12 protein-coding genes are annotated in these 17,111 nt (G+C 38.9%); all 12 read right to left on the reverse strand.

Annotated features, from left to right (window positions below):
• Positions 1-133 precede the first annotated feature (133 nt).
• Complete coding sequence (locus tag A5875_RS10045; protein WP_088933471.1) at positions 134-1,840, reverse strand: immunoglobulin-like domain-containing protein; 1,707 nt, start codon at positions 1,838-1,840, stop codon at positions 134-136.
• A gap of 106 nt (positions 1,841-1,946) precedes the next feature.
• Positions 1,947-2,741: a helix-turn-helix domain-containing protein gene (locus A5875_RS10050; RefSeq protein WP_088933472.1), complete on the reverse strand. Its 795-nt coding sequence runs from the start codon at positions 2,739-2,741 to the stop codon at positions 1,947-1,949.
• Between the two features lie 176 nt (positions 2,742-2,917).
• Positions 2,918-4,456, reverse strand: coding sequence for a hypothetical protein (locus A5875_RS10055; RefSeq protein WP_088933473.1), 1,539 nt, complete (start codon positions 4,454-4,456; stop codon positions 2,918-2,920).
• Positions 4,456-5,184, reverse strand: a complete 729-nt coding sequence (locus A5875_RS10060; protein ID WP_141108284.1) for a hypothetical protein — start codon at positions 5,182-5,184, stop codon at positions 4,456-4,458. Before A5875_RS10060 ends, A5875_RS10055 begins: the two co-directional genes overlap by 1 nt.
• 230 nt (positions 5,185-5,414) lie before the next feature.
• Positions 5,415-6,512, reverse strand: a complete 1,098-nt coding sequence (locus A5875_RS10065) for a hypothetical protein (RefSeq protein ID WP_088933475.1) — start codon at positions 6,510-6,512, stop codon at positions 5,415-5,417.
• Between the two features lie 18 nt (positions 6,513-6,530).
• On the reverse strand, positions 6,531-7,274 hold the full coding sequence (locus tag A5875_RS10070) for a hypothetical protein (protein WP_088933476.1): 744 nt from the start codon (positions 7,272-7,274) through the stop codon (positions 6,531-6,533).
• Positions 7,275-7,298: 24 nt separating this feature from the next.
• Positions 7,299-7,868, reverse strand: coding sequence for a signal peptidase I (gene lepB, locus A5875_RS10075; protein WP_088933477.1), 570 nt, complete (start codon positions 7,866-7,868; stop codon positions 7,299-7,301).
• 205 nt (positions 7,869-8,073) lie between these two features.
• A complete protein-coding gene (locus A5875_RS10080) occupies positions 8,074-10,257 on the reverse strand; it encodes a glucosaminidase domain-containing protein (protein ID WP_088933478.1) in 2,184 nt (727 codons plus the stop codon).
• 14 nt (positions 10,258-10,271) lie between these two features.
• Positions 10,272-12,026, reverse strand: a complete 1,755-nt coding sequence (locus A5875_RS10085; protein WP_088933479.1) for a sortase family protein — start codon at positions 12,024-12,026, stop codon at positions 10,272-10,274.
• Positions 12,027-12,136: 110 nt separating this feature from the next.
• Positions 12,137-12,850, reverse strand: a complete 714-nt coding sequence (locus A5875_RS10090) for a pilin N-terminal domain-containing protein (protein WP_088933480.1) — start codon at positions 12,848-12,850, stop codon at positions 12,137-12,139.
• Between the two features lies 1 nt (position 12,851).
• Positions 12,852-15,737 carry a SpaA isopeptide-forming pilin-related protein gene (locus A5875_RS10095; RefSeq protein WP_088933481.1) on the reverse strand — a complete coding sequence of 962 codons (2,886 nt, stop codon included), beginning with the start codon at positions 15,735-15,737 and terminating at the stop codon, positions 12,852-12,854.
• Between the two features lie 20 nt (positions 15,738-15,757).
• The coding region (locus A5875_RS10100) for a hypothetical protein (RefSeq protein WP_217809345.1) at positions 15,758-17,111 on the reverse strand (1,354 nt) is incomplete at its 5' end.

Genomic DNA, 17,111 nt, shown 5'->3' on the forward strand with positions numbered 1-17,111 from the left:
GATTTTAACTCAGCAGTTGTTTTCATATTCATTAAACCTTTCTATAAAATAAGGGAGACAAGATATCTCCCTTATTCCTTCACTAGATTTTTCATAGAATAGATAGGAATTTATCTATTCTACTATTTTATTTCTAAAAATTTTTTTCAGTATCTTTTTTCTTAAACAAGAATACACCGATACCCGTAGTCATAATCAATCCAATCAACGTCAAGAACACATTGCTTGTCGATTCTCCTGTTTCTGGTAAAGTATCGTTTCCTTTTGAAATAGTTTTCACAGCGCCCTTTTGTTCACTTCTCACGGTGGTTAACTTTTTGATAGTTGTACCTTTTGCTTCCTCAGTATTTGTTTGCTCCTCTTCGATTTCTTTCGTTGGTTCATCTTTCGGAGTTTCCTTTTCGTTTCCATCCACAGAAGCCTCTTTGTCCTTAACAGTTAAAGTCATTGTTTTTTCAGCTGTTTTTCCTTCTTTTGTCATAGCTGAAAACTTAATTTCATGTACACCTGGTTCAACCAACGTATCGCCTAAAAGCTTAACTTTGATCTTCCCGTTCATTACTTTGAATCCGGTGATAAAATCATTCGGATTTTCCGTAGTTGCCCATTTCATAATCATGTCTGCAGTCAATTTATCACCAACATACATCACTTTATCTTCTACAATAATCGTTGGTACGCGATCACTTTTTTCATCCGTTACTGTTACCGTAATTGATTTTGTCACAACCGTTCCGGAATCATTTCTTGCTTGGTAGGTTACATTATAGGTACCAGCTTTTGAAGTATCTACATCATTTGATAATACAAAGAGTCCTGTGCTTGAAGCATCTGCAGCTTGCCCTAGCGAAGTTTCCGCTCCTGAAGCGTCAGTTGAGTATCCTTTTGCATAGGCATAAGGATCAAAATTATCTCCAACATTCAATGTCACATCGTTGGTATCAATTCGTACATTTTCTTCGATAGCACTGTCATCAGTAATCGTAATAGTAACAATTTTCTTAGTAACCGTATTGTAGTGAGAAAGAACTGCTACTTCGACAGAAATTTTTCCTGCTTGATCCGTCGAATGGTGACTACTTACTAAAATATTTGCATCAGCCGTTGGAACAATACTGCCATCTTCATCCTTAATAACAATGCGTTCACGAATTGCTTGAATATAATCTGATCCTATAGGCAAACTAAAATCTGCTAATTCGATACTATACATGCCGATAATATCCTCAATGACATGAATAATAGCAAGCTGTCTGGTATTCTGTCCTCTGGAATTTGTCACAGAATAAATAATTGAATACTCTCCAGCCGTATTCACATCAACATCCCCTGTATAAGTAACCTGCGAAGTGATATCCCCGTCAACAGTATCTGTCGCGGTTACCCCCGCCATAGGGTCAAAAGCTGTTCCTTTTCGAATCGATTGTACAGGAATCAGATTAATCGCTGGTGCTGTATCCGTTGGAACATTTGGCGGAAAAGGCTCCACATCTAGTGGCTTAACTTCTGCGTCTGGTGTTGTTGTCACTGGCTCCTCTGCTGCCGTAGGTGTTGGCGTAGTCGGTGTTACTACCTCTGGCGCTTGTTGTGTTGTCTCATCAACAGAAGGCGTTTCAGGTGCTGGAACTGCTTCCGGTGTTGGAGCAACAGGCTCTGGAATTGGAGTTACTGGTATTGGAACTTCAACAACTGGAGCTGTTGGAACGGCAGGCTCTTCTGCTGCTGTTGTTGTTTCTTGTGTTGCTACATCCGTTTCTGAAGCAACCCCCGTTTGTGTAGCAATAAATGCAGGCAATAACACAGATGCTATTGTGAGTGTTGCCAAATATTTCTTTTTCATTTTTTATCTCCCTTTTTATTTTTTATTTATCTAACCCCTAATTGATGGGGATAAGATCCCTAATAAACAAGCTTTGAAAGCATGTAAACATAATAACCAAACCCTCTTAGCCATTTGATACAACGCGATTGAAGAAACTCTCAGATTTTAGGTAATCGAGTAATTGTTGATTGATTAGATAACCTTTTCCCCACAACGTGTGGATAGCTGTATTATCCAAATTAACTTGCTCGAATTTACTTTTAATTCGTGTAACTGTACTAGAAAGAGAGGCCAAATGTGATTTAGTTGCTTCTTCTTCCCATATTTTGTGACAAATTACCTCTCGTGTAATCACATGATCTCCTGCCTCAGTTAGAATAGATAAAATTTTTAATTCAGTTGGTGACAATCGATGGAGAACTGCTGAGATTTGTTGCTTTCTTTCGTTTGCACCACCTGCTTTTTGAAGATAATTAGCGCTGACCAGTGAAACTTTTCCTGATAAAGGAACAACATTATCATTTATATAGTGCTCATCCATCGATCCTGTTCTATTCTTTATGGTGTAGAGACATTCTCGAAGCTCGTCAACAGAATCATTAATAGAAATAATTGCATCCAGCTTTTCAGCTTCTAAATATTTTTGATCCCTTTTAGTCATTTTTGTTTCCACTTTACGAATAATGTTAAGAGAGTAACCTCTCAATAAAGGAATCAGTGAATTGACCTCTGACTCACAAATACTTTCGCTTAATATGACATATTGAAAAAATTTAAAAAAATCGATCATTTCTTGTGACTGATTGCAGTAATCAAAAACACTGACTGAACAATACACTTCATAATTTAACGCCTGTAATTTTTGTTGGATTTCTTGCTCTGCTAAAATATTTCTTGTTAAAATCAAGACTTGATTCATGATATCCATTCCTCTCTCGCTTTTCTTAAAGCATGACACACCGTAAAATGGCATATCTATTTATTCCACACGTATTTATTTTTCAATTGTATAAAACTTCCAACTTTTTTGATTCGTTCAGCACTAGAACTGATCCTTCGCTGCTAAAGCTGCTTCTCTCTTCTTAAGTAGGTTATTTAGGATTGCTTCTCTGTCATTATTGTTCCTTTTGCTAATTGCTCTACTTTATGCTCTAAATCCGCATATATTTCCAAAACACTTTCCTTAGATTCAGAGACCTCCATCAAAATTTTCCGAGCACGATTACCGATATTCTCAACTTCTAGTTCCGCCGCGTCCATCAAATGCTTTGCTTCTGTTTGAGCCTCTTCAATCGTCCGATTTGCTTGCTTTTTAGCAGTAAATAGAACTTCACCAATTTCTAGTTGTGATTGAGTGACCTCTTGCTTTAACTCCTCATTCTTTTTCCTTAACTCATCAATTTGAAGTTTGGCTTGGATCAGCGCTTCAGGATCATAGGCAGCTTCATCTGATTTTTTAACCAATAATTCTTCTAATTGCTGAAGCTGTTGATTCTTTTGTTTAAGGACTTCTTCAGTGGTTTGTAATCGGCGAGCGATCTCATCTTTTTCCATTTGAATTTTTTGACAAGTTTCTGTTAATTCTTCAATCTTATTCGTCATCTCTTCTACAGCTTCAGTGTGATCAGTTGAATGCTCAGTTAAATTTGTTACCTTTTGTAAAGTCTCTTGTAATTCACTAATTTGAGCTTCCTTTTCTAATAACTCTGCTTCTAACTCTGTGTTTTTGTCCAATAGCTCCTTTGAATCAAAATTATTAGTCAATTGTTCTTCTAATTTAATGATCTCTTCTTGTGCCTGATATAACGCTTCGTTTAAGGCTTTTTTATCTTCCTTGAATTCTCGTTCTAGCGTTTCCAGTTCTTCACACACTTGTTCCTGCTCTTTCTTTACTTCTTCCATAGCCGCCGCTCGCTCCTCTAACTGTTTGTTTTCAATAACTTGTTGCCGCATGTGCTTGCGCAATTCAGTTCGTTCATCATTCAATTGGTTCACTTGCTGAATTGCACTGGTATATTGTTGAACAACTTCAAAATGTTGTTTTTTCGTTCTTTTTAGCTGGTCTTCAACTTCTAACCTTTTTTTTTCTTGCCTTTTACATTCCTCTTCTAATTTCTTATATGCTTGTTTTGGTTCTGTTTTCTCTAGACGTAATTGTGTTAATTGCTCTTTTAAATCTTGAATTTCTGCTTGTTGTCCATCAATTGTTTGTTGATATTGCTCATTATCATCTTCTAATTGTTGAATAATTTGCTTTTTTTGTTCATGACGTTCTTCCATCTGTTCCAATGTTTGATTCTGTTCCTGATAATTGGAAAGTTGTTCTGCCAATTTTTCTAGTTCCTGTTCCTGCTTTTCTTTTTCTTCTTCATATTCCGTCAATTGAACTTGCTGCGCCTGAAGTTGCTTGTTATGATTCTCTTTTAATTCTTCCAATTCTCGTGATAATCGGCGGTTATCCGTTTGATAGTCTTCCTGCCGTTGAAGCGCTCCTTGTAATTGTTCTTTTAAGTAATGAATCTCTTTGGTTTGGTCTTCAAGCGCTATTTCCTCTTGTTCAATTTCATCATTAGTAAACTCATTGATCTCCTCGATCAGATTTTTATTGAAAAACCAGCTATTCCTTTTCGCCATTAGCCTTTTCCTTTCCGTAGTTCTGATTGAAATACAAACTGACCCGAGTCGTTTCGGATATATGTTCCTTTATACACATCATTACCTTCATGAGTGTTGATGCTGACGTGAACCTCCACGATTTCTTTTGCTCCTTCGACCTCTCGCATAAATGCAGTAATATTCTTACCAAGAACCACTAAATCGGCAGTCGTCGCTTCTACAGTCCCCGTTAAATTCATGGTTAGAGAATCAGCTTCACTACTGGAGGAAATAACTAATTGAGCATCATCAATATAAGACTGTAACTGCTTTGAGAGTACTTTCTCAGTTTGCTCTTTTCGTTCAATCGTTTGATGATTGAGTTCCAAATTATTTTTGAGCTCTAATCCCGATGATGGATAGTCTTCCAATTTTGACTTCGTACTTATTTTTTTCTTTTTTAATATCCGAATATCACCTTGAAGTACTTGGGTATTGATTTTCAATTCTTGAACATAGGTTTCTAATTGAAACATCTGGAAGAGTGAAAAAGTTAGGACAATGAGGATACCTATCATTCCAGCAAACAGATATACCATACTTTTTCGTAATTCTTTTTGTTTAAATTGCACCAGCTTCGTTTTAAAAAGTCGCGAAGTTTGTTTTGTTGGTACTTGATTTAATCGATAGTGAACTACTCCGCGGAATATTAAACTGAGGAAAATTATGCCTATAATCATCAAACAGCCAATAATAAACACCATCACTTCTTTTCCTCCTAGGTCATCAAACATGTGATACATTCAATAGAGCATATTTTAGAAGTACCTGTTCAGTTAACACCTCAGCGTGTTTTGAACCGCCTTCTTTTAACAGCCATATTTGATTCGAATTAATCGCTTATTGTTAAAAAAACTAGGCTGTTTTAACGTACTATGTAGGTGTGGAGAACAAAAAAGGCTCTATCTATTCCCTCCTTTGTTCTCATAAAATTGAATTACGAATCTTTGCGTTGTAGGAGAGAAACCTTAGAATAGTCATACCGCTCTTTCTCTTCTTCTATCGCATTACCGTCTGCTAGATGATCTACTCGCGTTTTCAACTCATCATAAATACCCAAAATTGCTTGCCGGGATTCGTCCACCTCAAAAGAGATTTCTTTCGCTCGATCTTGAATTATCTGGATCTCTTCCTCAGATTGTTCAAGAATACGTTTAGCATCTAGTTTAGCTTTTTCTATCATTCGATTTGCTTGTTTTCTAGCTGAGATCAATACCTCGCCAATCTCTTGTTGAGAATGACTTGCCTCTTGTTTCAATTGTTCATTCTCTTTTTGGATTGCCATCAATTGTCGTTGAAGCTCTGATACCACTTCTCCTTCAATAGACTGATCTCGCTGCTCTTCAAGTAAATGTTGAATAACCGTTTCTTTTTCTTGGATGGCTTGGTCTTTTTCTTGGATTAACTGATTTATTTGAATCAATTCCTTCTCTTTTTCATGAAGAGAAATAGTTTCTTTTTCTAATTGTTTTTCTAATTGCTGAATCGTATCACGATGTTCAGACTCTTCTCCTTTTTGTTTCACTACCAACTCATGGTATTGTTGCTGAGCATCTTGTAACTCCCCTTCTAATGTACGAAACTGCTCTAAAGAGGTTTTCAAGGATAAATTTTCTTCTCGAAGTTGATCCATTTCAGTTTTAATACGTTCAAATTCTTCATTATTCTTTAATCGTTTAATCTCCTCACGATTTCGACGTGCTTCCGCTTCTAAATCCTGAATTTGACGCCGATTTTGAGTCTTTTCTTCGCCATTTCGCAGGATGTTTTGTTTAAAGTTTTCATTTTCTTTGACCAAACGCTGCTTTTCTAATGCAGTCTCCTTTTTATATTCCATAAACGATTGTTCTTTTTCAAAAATCAATCGTTTTAATTCAGCAATTTCCTCAGCTTCTTTACTAGGATGCCTTTCCGGTAGTTGAGTGACTTTTCCCTCTTCTTCATTTCCAATTACCTCTTCTGGAACAGAATTAATTTCATCGATAATATTTTTGTTGAAAAACCATCCGCCATTTTTCTTTTGTTGTGCACTCATGCAGTTTCCTCGCTTTCTTTATTCTTCTTCCTGAACCAATGAAAATGATTCTTTTTCGTTTTCTCGTGAAAAAGTACAGCTATAGGTCTTTTTCTTTTCTTTGTCACTCATTAAATTCATTTGGAAGGTAATTTGCGTCAGTTTAGAGATACTCTCAGCTTCTTTAGCAAACGCTCTAATGTTGTCTTTGATTTGTTTGCGGTTATCCTCACTACCAGAATCCCCAGCCAATGCAATATTTAACGTTTGAGTCGGTACGTCTAACACGATTAACGTTGTCGACAAACCGAAATAGGGACTCACTTTAGTGGAAATATCACTTTCAATCTGGTATTGTTTCTCACGGTTTTCCTCCGAAAACAATTCTTCCCATGAATACTCCTTCAAGCCAATTCCATCTTTTGGGTAAGCTTTAATCGGCATTTTTGTAATTAGTTGCTTCTGTTCTTTCTTAACTAGGTATAATTCGTCTTTGAGTTGATTATTCCGTTTGGTAACAATACTCAGCTGATCCTCCATTCTAAATAGACTGTAAGTAGTCAATAATAGGCCAACTGTTATAAAAAAAACGACTAACAGTAATGCTGAAACATGTTTTCCTTGTTCAGCTTGTTTGACATAATCCAGCTTTCTTTGGAACGACAGCGAGTTATTTGTTGGTAACTGAAGCCGTTCTAATTGTAGTTTGATAAACATACGTCGAAACCAAATGATTAATATCAAAATAATCAGTCCCACGATTATCCAATTAATGATTAACACATTCCGCCCTCATTTCCGTTATTTTTATTCCTTATTTTTTAACAAGTTAGGTAAATGGAATTGGACCGTGCCTTCGATTTCTTTCTTATAAACAAATCCAAAGGTTCGACTATCCTTCGATACATCGATATGATCGCCAATTGTGAAATACACCCCTTTAGGAATCTTCGTTACGTCTTTAATTTCTTCGGCGACAGCTGGAGAGAGTTGAAACGTATACGTCGTCTCAAAATCTCCATGCTCACCAATATTTAAGACCATTCGATCGTTACGGATAAACATCGTGTCTCCCGGCATACCGATCACACGCTTCACGAATTTTCCATCTTCTCCTTTGACCGAAAAAGCGATCACATCGTAACGTTGAATTGAACCTCGGCTTTTCACCAAGACCATGTCTTTTTCCGTCAATGTCGGACTCATAGAAGTCCCCGAAATTGGATGGAAACTATACTCTCTTCGTACAAGCTGCCCGGAAAAGAACAGTGCCGCTAATAATAAGAGGGTCAGAATGGTAAGAATGAGACTTTTCGCGATCGAGCGTTGCGGCGGGCTTTCTTCTTTTTTAGTTTGACGTGAACGAACAGTTGCCATACGTTATGGTGCTCCTTTTTCGTGTTAATGAATTCATTTTCTCGGATAAAACTGGTTTTATTCTCAAGTTGTATATTATTCCACCCATGCACAAAGAATTTAGCTAACTCCAATTCAGGTCACATTTTTTGTCGTAATCCATACGATTTCACTAATCCCACTAAAGATGCGAAGAGAGACTCACAAAGTGGAATTGAAGCCCTTTTTACTTTGCTTTAATATAGGAAACTTGGTCAGAGGTGGCTAGGTCGTTAGCGATCACGCGATACGAAATCACGGTACCGCCATAGACATTGCCTTCTGAAATCAAAATTCCTTCTGGTCGAACAACTTCCACGAAAGCCACATGACCATAACGTGCATCTGATCCGGCGACTCCTGGTTTAAAGGAAATCAACCAGCCGGCTTTTGGCTTCTGACTCACTTCATAACCGAGCGTCTTGCCTTTAGTCGCCCATTCGCCACCGTTGCCCATGTAGTCATCAACGGTTTTTCCTAACTGTTTCACCCGATTGAAGGCATACCATGTACATTGACCAACAGGGTATGAACCGGATGTATTGTAGTTCACGCCGTTGTAATCAGGGTATTTCATCTGACTTTTATATTCTGTTGGAATTTCTTCTTTACCTTTGATAAAGACTCCTGAACCAGAACTACTTTGCTCAATCTTCGCTTGGTCGTACTGGGTCAAATGATACAAAGCAATAATGGAATTTAGTTTTTGTCCGTAGGTCGTATCCGTCGCATAAGTTCCGGTTAAGGCATTGGTTGTGCGTAAATAGTTTTTCGCTTCAGAACGCCACGTTTGCTTATAATAGCTGTCATTTCCTGAAATTCCACCACGCAATAATTCCACATAATCGCCTAGTGAAGCGGCGTAATTCGGATACTTACGAAATGCGGAATTGATGGAATAAAGCTCACCATTTCCACGATCTTCTTGGGTTGCCATGGACACTGCTTGTCCTTGATACGTTCCCTTGATCCCAAACAAATTATAGTTTGGTGCTAGTGACAAGGTACTTGTACCCGATCCACTTTCCAACAAGGCTTGGGCGATCATCACCGAAGCGAAGACATCGTATTCTTGGCCTAACTTTCTCGCATCCTCACCGACTGTTTCGATAAAATTCTTGGCACTGTCATTTTCGGTAAAGTTCATAGCTGCGGGATACTCCGCCAATGTTTGTTCACCGTACTCCGTCAAGTCTGCTTCTGGCAATTCTTGAACCAACAAGTCCTCTTCCAAATCAATGGATTCAACGACGACTTGCCGTTGGGTTTCTTTTTCAGGTTCTTCTTCGGATACAGAGGTTTCCGTCGTTTCTTCTGTATCCGAAGAGCTATCTGTTTCTCTCTCAATCTCCACATCATCGACAGTCAAATAGTAATCATCCCCAATATAAACACCTAACAAGACATTCTTCTCTTTTTTCTTTTGATACAACAGACTGCCTACTGTGAGTTCTTCCGGCAGTTTTTCTGGTGTTCCAGTGATGTCTAATTCGAATAATTGCTGGTAAAGCTCGGTTGCTAATTGTGTTGTATCGTAAGTATCTTCTTGTTCAGTTCCAAGCTGCTTGATCCCTTCATAGATCAATGCCGCATGAGCTTTATTCTCAAAACTACTTAGTAATGGCAGTTCGAAGCCTTTCAAATCCGATTGCGCCACTTCAGTTGTTCTCAATTCACTTGGCAAGTTCAAGGTGCTGGTTTCCGAAAAGGCTTCTGGCACTGTCGGCGTAAAGGTCGAACTTGCTTGCACACTCGTTATCGGTGGTGTTACCGGTGCCGCCGCTGCGGGTGTAGTTGGTACGACTGGTGTTGCTGGTTGTGCTGGAGCTGGCGTCACTGATTTACTTTGACTCGTAGACGACTGTGCTGGTACAGAACTACTTGGCGTTGTCATACTCGGTTTGGTCGGACTTGACGCTGAATTACTTGGCTTCGGCTTGCTTGGTTTGGTCGAACTACTACTAGGTTTTGTTGTACTTGAAGTCGACGAACTGCTTGAAGGCTTCGTCGAACTTGAGGTACTCGTACTAGACGCTGTTGAACTGGTACTGGTTGAAGATTCCCCCGTACTGCTTTCAGAAAGTGCTGGCTCCGAAGGTATCGGAGATTCGGGTTCGGACGTTTCAGTAGGCTCCGGTGTTTCTACCACAGGCACTTCTGGTTGTTCTTCAACTGGAGCTTTCTCCTCTACTTCTGCCACAGGTGTTTCACTACCTTCAGGAATCGAAACGGCACTTTCCATTGTTCCTGTTTCTACTATTAAAGAAGATTCTTCTGGCAGTTCTCCTGCCTTCAACACGCCGCTGCGTATACTGATAAGTCCGCCTATGAAGACAAGGACTCCGCAAACCCCTATCATTATCTTTTTCATGAATTGGTTCCTTTCTAAATCAAACTAAAAAATAAAATCGGTAAGAGAAACAATAAGAACAACGGCACCACGGTCTGCATCGGATCAGAAATGATCTTCGCCGCCAGTGTCATACTCACCCGTTCGGGTTCGGATACGGGGTCTTCCTTCAAAATAGTCCCATTTATATTATTGTCATTTCGTTTCAGTTTCATTTGTTTAAATAGATCGTCCTCTGCACCATGTAAAGGTCGAACACTTTTGAGATCTCCTTGAACAAGACGCCGATAGATCGTTCCGATGTCTCCTTCACAGCGTAATAAAGTCAGCTTGGCAATCCCATTTTTCGGCTCCTTTTCGACATACGACACCTCGGTCTCTTCAATGATCTTGTTCAAAGAAACCTCATAGACATAGACTTTTTTAAAATCCGTTGTATAAATCAATTGCCCCTTTTTCAAGTCTTGGATACGATGCAGTAACACATCCTTATCGAAGATATTGTGGGCCAAAACAACATAGTTTCCTCGACCCAATTGTTGATCGGAGCGATACGTCGCCGCTCCGGTCAACAGGTTTTCATTCGCCATCCCGGCGAGGATCGGCAGATCGATCGAGACATCGGGAATCACGATCTTACCGATTCCCCAGTTATTGGTGGTGGTTTGAACCACCGACTTGGCCTTGGCATAGTCGGAGATTTTAACACTGGCAATCTGTTTCTCCTCGTAGTTCGCTTCTTCGATCTTGTCGATGTTGTAGGCATTCAATTCTTCCTTTTGTCCGATGTTGACAGCCGCGGAAGCCGGTTCTTCTTCCATATGCAGATAGCCATAGATCGCTGTGATCAATACCGCGGTCATCGTCACGAACAACACAATGAACAGGGTCTTCGTAACTAGGAATAGACGTTTCAAATTCTTGCGTGCTTTGGCTGCCACGAGCGGGTCGTCTGAGCGGAAACGTTTGATGAATCGACGATACAAGCCCATCAATAAGGCAAAGATCGCGACGTTCAAGCCCAGTGTCGCTAAGACAATGTTTTGATAGCTCCACGTATTGCGTTTCTTGACTTTCTTCTTAACCGCCGTTTTGTAATCGATCCGATGCCCGGTGACTAAGAGTCGAAAAGTATTGATCCCCGGAGGCGTACAGGTCAGTAAGGTGGCTTTGTCCTTGCCTTTATGAATCTTGACCTTATCGACATCACTTGGCAAGATCTCTTCAAAGGAATCGATCTCGTAGGCCAAGCGTTTGCCTAAAATATTGATAAAAAACAAATCGCCTTCTTTTAAATTTCGAATATCGGTAAAGAGGACTTGGTTCTTGACCCCGCTATGTCCCGTAATGACCGCATGGGTATTCTTCCCACCGATGGGAATCGAGGTCGGCTCAAAATGCCCCAATCCTTTTTCCAATGTTTTGAATGACGTGCCGTGAAAAAAAGGCATTTGTTTGATATCAATTGCGGGAATATCGACGGTTCCCATGACATCCCCTTGTTTCATGATCTTGTTATAAACGACGGGCTCCCCTTTGGGAAATCCTTCTTGCAGGTTATAAATGTATTCGTTGTAGGCTTTGGCTAAGGCCCATTGTTCATCTTTTTCCTTTTGCGACATCTTTTTCATGGTGTCGTCGTATTGAGACACCGCTTGACTTCGTTCACGATTGGCTAAGTAGTTTCCCACAATTGGATACAGCAGTGTCAAGACGCCGCCAACGATCATGATGATCGCGAAAATCTTCAAAAAGGAATGCTTTCTTTTCGGTTGTTTACGTTTCTTCATGACGGGTCCTTCTTTCCAATTGAGCATCACAAGTTGAAAGAAAGAATCAAAGACACGAAAACAGGCGCATCTGAGATTCTTTCTTCCGTAATGATGCATTGATTACTTTCTTAAAAGACATCCTTCTTGCGATGGATACTAATCATTCCGACACCGCCCATGGCAATGATCATGGCTAAAATCCACATCAGCACTTGTGCGGTTCCGATATTCCCGCTGGTTTGCGGCAATTTCTTGATCTCGCCTTTTTCATCGACTTCCACGGGGATCGGCTTGCCATCTGGACCTTTAGTCACAGGCAATTTAGGTACATCACCTAAGATACTGGATTTCGGATAGATATAGACTTCATTCAAGGGTTCACCGGTCTGTTGAGGGAAAGGTAACTCAACGATGACCGGCTCCATGACATCCTTCAGCTTCGTGTGTTCTTTCTCCACGATCTGATACATCCCTTGAACCAGATTCCCGGCATGGGCCAGACCTTTTTCATCGGTGGTCACGGTCTTCGTAAAGGCTCCATCCCCTTGGACTGGTTCAAAGCCGGAAGCCCCTTGAATCGGTGTCACACGCGTGATTTCATAGGATATCCCCGGTAGTGGATCGAGGGTCTTGCCATCCGCGTCCTTGACTTGATCCGCCTTCGTCCCATCTAAGGGCATCGTGTCGGCAATCTTGGCAATATCTTCGATCTTGTATTTTTGCACAAAGATACTATATCCGGCATTTTCCGTGGCTTCTGCTTCGGCATGAGCAGGAACCACCCCACCAACGATCAGAGAGAAAACAAACAAAGCGAACAACAAACGACGTAGTTTTTTCATGTTATTTTCCTCCCTTTACGTTAATCGGTCGAAAATGTAGGAAGACGCCTGTCATTCCGACAACCATCAATACCGCGGCTGCGATCAAGATAATCTGCATTGCTTTGGTTCCACCAGTAAATGGCAAATCTAGCTGACCTTTATCAGCTACATGAACCACAGCAACATAATTGTAAGTTGGTACATTTACATGGATCGGATCTTTCAGTAATTCAAAGCCATCTGGTGCTTTTGTTTCAACAATGGTGTAATCACCTGGCGGAAGACTGATGTCGAATTCTAACCAACCATCTTCACCAGTAGCTTGAGCTTCACAAATTAGATCGGCTTTATCTGGATTATCACTTTTCCCTTTATAAAGTTCGAACTTAGCGCCTTCTAGCGCGTGTGTAGTTTTGGCTTCAATTTCTTTATCACTTAATTTTCCATCCCCATCAGCATCGATAACCGTTCCTTCTTCATATTTGAAGAGTCGAATCTTCGACAATCTAGTCAGTCCAGCATTGACATCAGTAACGTGATGTACTTTATCAATTCCAGTTAGAAGCGCAGGTAAATCACTCAATTCTGGCTGATTGTATTCAGGTGTTTTGAAATCATCTGGATCGGCTTTTGAGTTTTTGGTTGGATCAGTTCCAATTAATTGCTTCGTGATAATTACAACTTTTTTGACAACTAAATCACCAACAACAAATTCTGCAAGATATTCTCCTTCTGCTAGATTTGAGAAAGTATACTTTCCTTTAGTATCTGTCTTAATTAACGAATCCCCAGTATCTGAATCAATGAATTTCTCACCTGTTAAACTCTTTTCAACTAATTCCTTTTTATAACTCATATCTTTCTGACTCGTTCGATACAATTTCACAGGGATATTAGCAACTGGATCTTTAGGAACGCCATTTGAATCTTGATCCATCAATCCATCATAATTATCGTCATACCATACATAGCCAGTTAGATCTCGTCCATATACTTGAGTTTGGACAACATTACTCTTAATTGGTAAATCTAACTCATTATTCATGGAGGCTCTATTTCTATATAGATTTCCAGCTTTTTGATTACTAGGTGAAATCGTTAATTTGACAGAAAGTCGATCTCCAATCTCCATTTCTTTTTTCTCTAATAGGAACGCTTTCGCTTTTTCTATATCCGTACTTTTTCCAGTACTAGAATCGAAAGAAGTCCATGAAGAAATATCAATCTCTTTAGGATTCGTATTTTCTAATCCTGTAGAAATTTTATTTAGATAGTGAACAGTAGCTTCTCCTTCGGTAATTTCAATACCCTTGACTGTATAATCTCCATCAAATTTTGACCCTATTGAATCGCCAGTGTAAGGTAAAACATCTAGTAGACGAACATTCAATAACTTTTCTGTGCTATTGTTGGTCAAGTTGATTGTATAAGTAACGTCATTACTAAGTTTGGAATCTGCATCATCTATCTTTCCTACTTCGATGACTTCTTTATCAACGCTTTTCTTCAAAATGATCTGTTGCAGTTGATAAAGTTGAATTTTCCCACTAGAAGATCTGAGCTCTTCTCTTGAAGTATCTTTTTGATTAGGATCATCTTCTAACGAGATTTCACCAACAGTCGTTACCTTCTGCTCTGCAATAAGTTCAGAATTAAATTCCAGATTCTTTAATTCAGAAGTTGTTTCAAATTTCACTTCGGCTAATTCTGCGTTTGCTGGATTTCGATTCCCCAATTTGAAGACAAGTTCTGTCGTACCATTAGAATTTTTTGTAACTTCCGGAACAATCTTTCTTCCATTGCTTTTATCTACAGCTGAATCTAATACATAGTTTAATCCCTTAGGAATTGTAGTAGTTAGTTGAATAGCATACTCTTTATCTGCTTCCGACAAAATTTCTCCCGTAACTGTCCACTCTGATGTTTCTGTTGTCTTATAAATATCTTTGGTAGGTTTTGTAGTTGTTTCAATTCCAAAATTTTTGATAAATAAGGTATCCCCCAAGAACCCTCCACCAGTGTGGCCTCCGGTTTTATTACCGTCTTTGTCAAAGACAGAGGGTTCATAAACTTTATGATCAGGGGAAGTATTTATTAATGTTCCTTTTTCATCATATGAATACGCATCTATTCTTGCTGTATTCGGATTCCCCTCATTATCTTTATATCCAGGTATACCAATAACCTTCACTGGTACTCTCATAAAACAATGAAATTCTCCTCCAACTATCCTTCTGGTGGTTACTCTAACTGCCGATATTTTCCCCTTCTTTTTAGCTTCCTCAACTGAAGGATACCAAGAATATTCATTTTCAACAGTTGCATGGTTAGGGGGATTCAGTGTTGGATGATTTTTGTTTTTTCCAACCCCATAACTTATATCATCAATAACACCACTAGAAGCATGATCAAACTGAGATTTTCTCTCTTCGTTATCGTCAAATTCAAAAGAATTAGCATTCCATCTTAAATAACCAACATTTTTTACTGCAACATCAGGATTTGCATGAAAAATATTTCCCACATATATATTGCTCTCATTTTGATTGACTTTACCATCGCCATTTATTGACTTATGTGTATCGCTAACATTAGAACCTAATGGAAGATATTTATTGTCAAATATTGAATATTTGTTAAAACTTACACCTGTACTATAGGCTCCGTCATGCGTTTTTGCTGCTGTTAATTTTTGTTTAGTATCTACCGGGTGTGTGCTCATACCTTTTCCGTCATTTTCGTCATAGACAATATTAGTAATACTAACGGTTGTTTCATATTTTCCCGTTCCTTTTTTTACTAAATAGTCTCTACTCCACTCTACAATTAGAGATAAACTGGAAAATACTTTATTATTTGAGGATACCTTTACTCCTTTCATGTTATAAGTATACGGATTATACATAGGCTGTCTCTTATACACATCTAGATGTGTATAAGAGACAGTTCAGAAACAGTCACATCTCCTGAATCAAAAACACCAATTTCCTTCTTTTCTTCAAGGCTGACTTGTGGTTCCTTCATGAATAAACTACCTGTTTTACCCTTTGGTATTGACATTTCTACTAAATCATCTGTGAAATTGTATCTTCGGTCCACATACTTATCTTTACTCCAATCGTTATCATTTGTACTTAACGTGGCAGGAGCATGAGAAATAGAATAAATCGGATTTGCTGTCTTTCCATCATTCCCCGCACCTATAGGTATATCTGTCCAATCCCAGGTTTTAGTCTTATCATTGAAAACTCCATATTGTGAACTGGAGGAAATCTCATACTTCACTTCTCCACTTGGAAATGTTGAACCACGGAAGTCATCTACCTTTCTTCCTTCCAATGGTTTTAATGACAAAGTTACCCCTAATCCAACTACATCCCAATTAGGTCTAGTCGACGATCCTTGTACAAAATTATGAAGAGTAATACTCCCGCCTTTTGATAGTGTTGGTTTAATTGAGGGCTTTGCTGATACCTGGACTGTTCTTTTAATATCAAGATTTTCAGTATTTTCAGAATTGTATTCTTTGTTAATCTCAACAACTTCACCAGTAGTAGCATTTTTAGCACTTACGATTGTCAATTTAATAGTCGGATTCAACTTATGCCCGTGTTTTGCACCAAAAACATTCACTATCATAGGAACAATAATATTACTGTTTCCTGGTTCAGCTAAAATCTGTTCTTTTGAAGCAATGGATGTTTGGCTTTTGGCAGTTTCTTCCCTAAGCTCCCCATAATCTGCCGGTCCAGCCATAACAGCCGCATTAAACCTTTCCTCACCATCATCTGAGACAGTATAGGCATCTGGAAGTGACATCTCCACTCGATATTTAATATCCGTATAGTTCACTAAAGGATCAGAACTTTCCATAGAAAAGGCAACTTTATATGCACTAGAATCAAAACTACGTACCCAATCATTCGTAGGACTTTGATCTTCGCCCGGATTTGGATCTGCAGGATCTTTAGGACTAGTTTTATCATCAAAATCTTCTGTTCCAGTACTTAGACTAATATGTGCTCCGGTTAGTTCAACAGCTGGTCGATCACTTTTTGTTTCAGCTTTTGATAAAGCAGATTTTTCTTTCACTTTAGGAAGTGATCCTTTAAATTTAATTGCTTTAAAACTGTCTTTTTCTGTAAACTCTTTCTTATCTAACTCCTCAAGCGTTGGTAATTTATCTTCCCCTTTTGTTTCAGTTTCATTTTTTTGAATGAATTGAAACAGATTTTGTTCAGAATTATCCTCAACTGAGTTTGTTTTCACGTTTACATCT

Source organism: Enterococcus sp. 3H8_DIV0648 (assembly GCF_002140655.1).
GTDB lineage: Bacteria > Bacillota > Bacilli > Lactobacillales > Enterococcaceae > Enterococcus_A > Enterococcus_A hulanensis.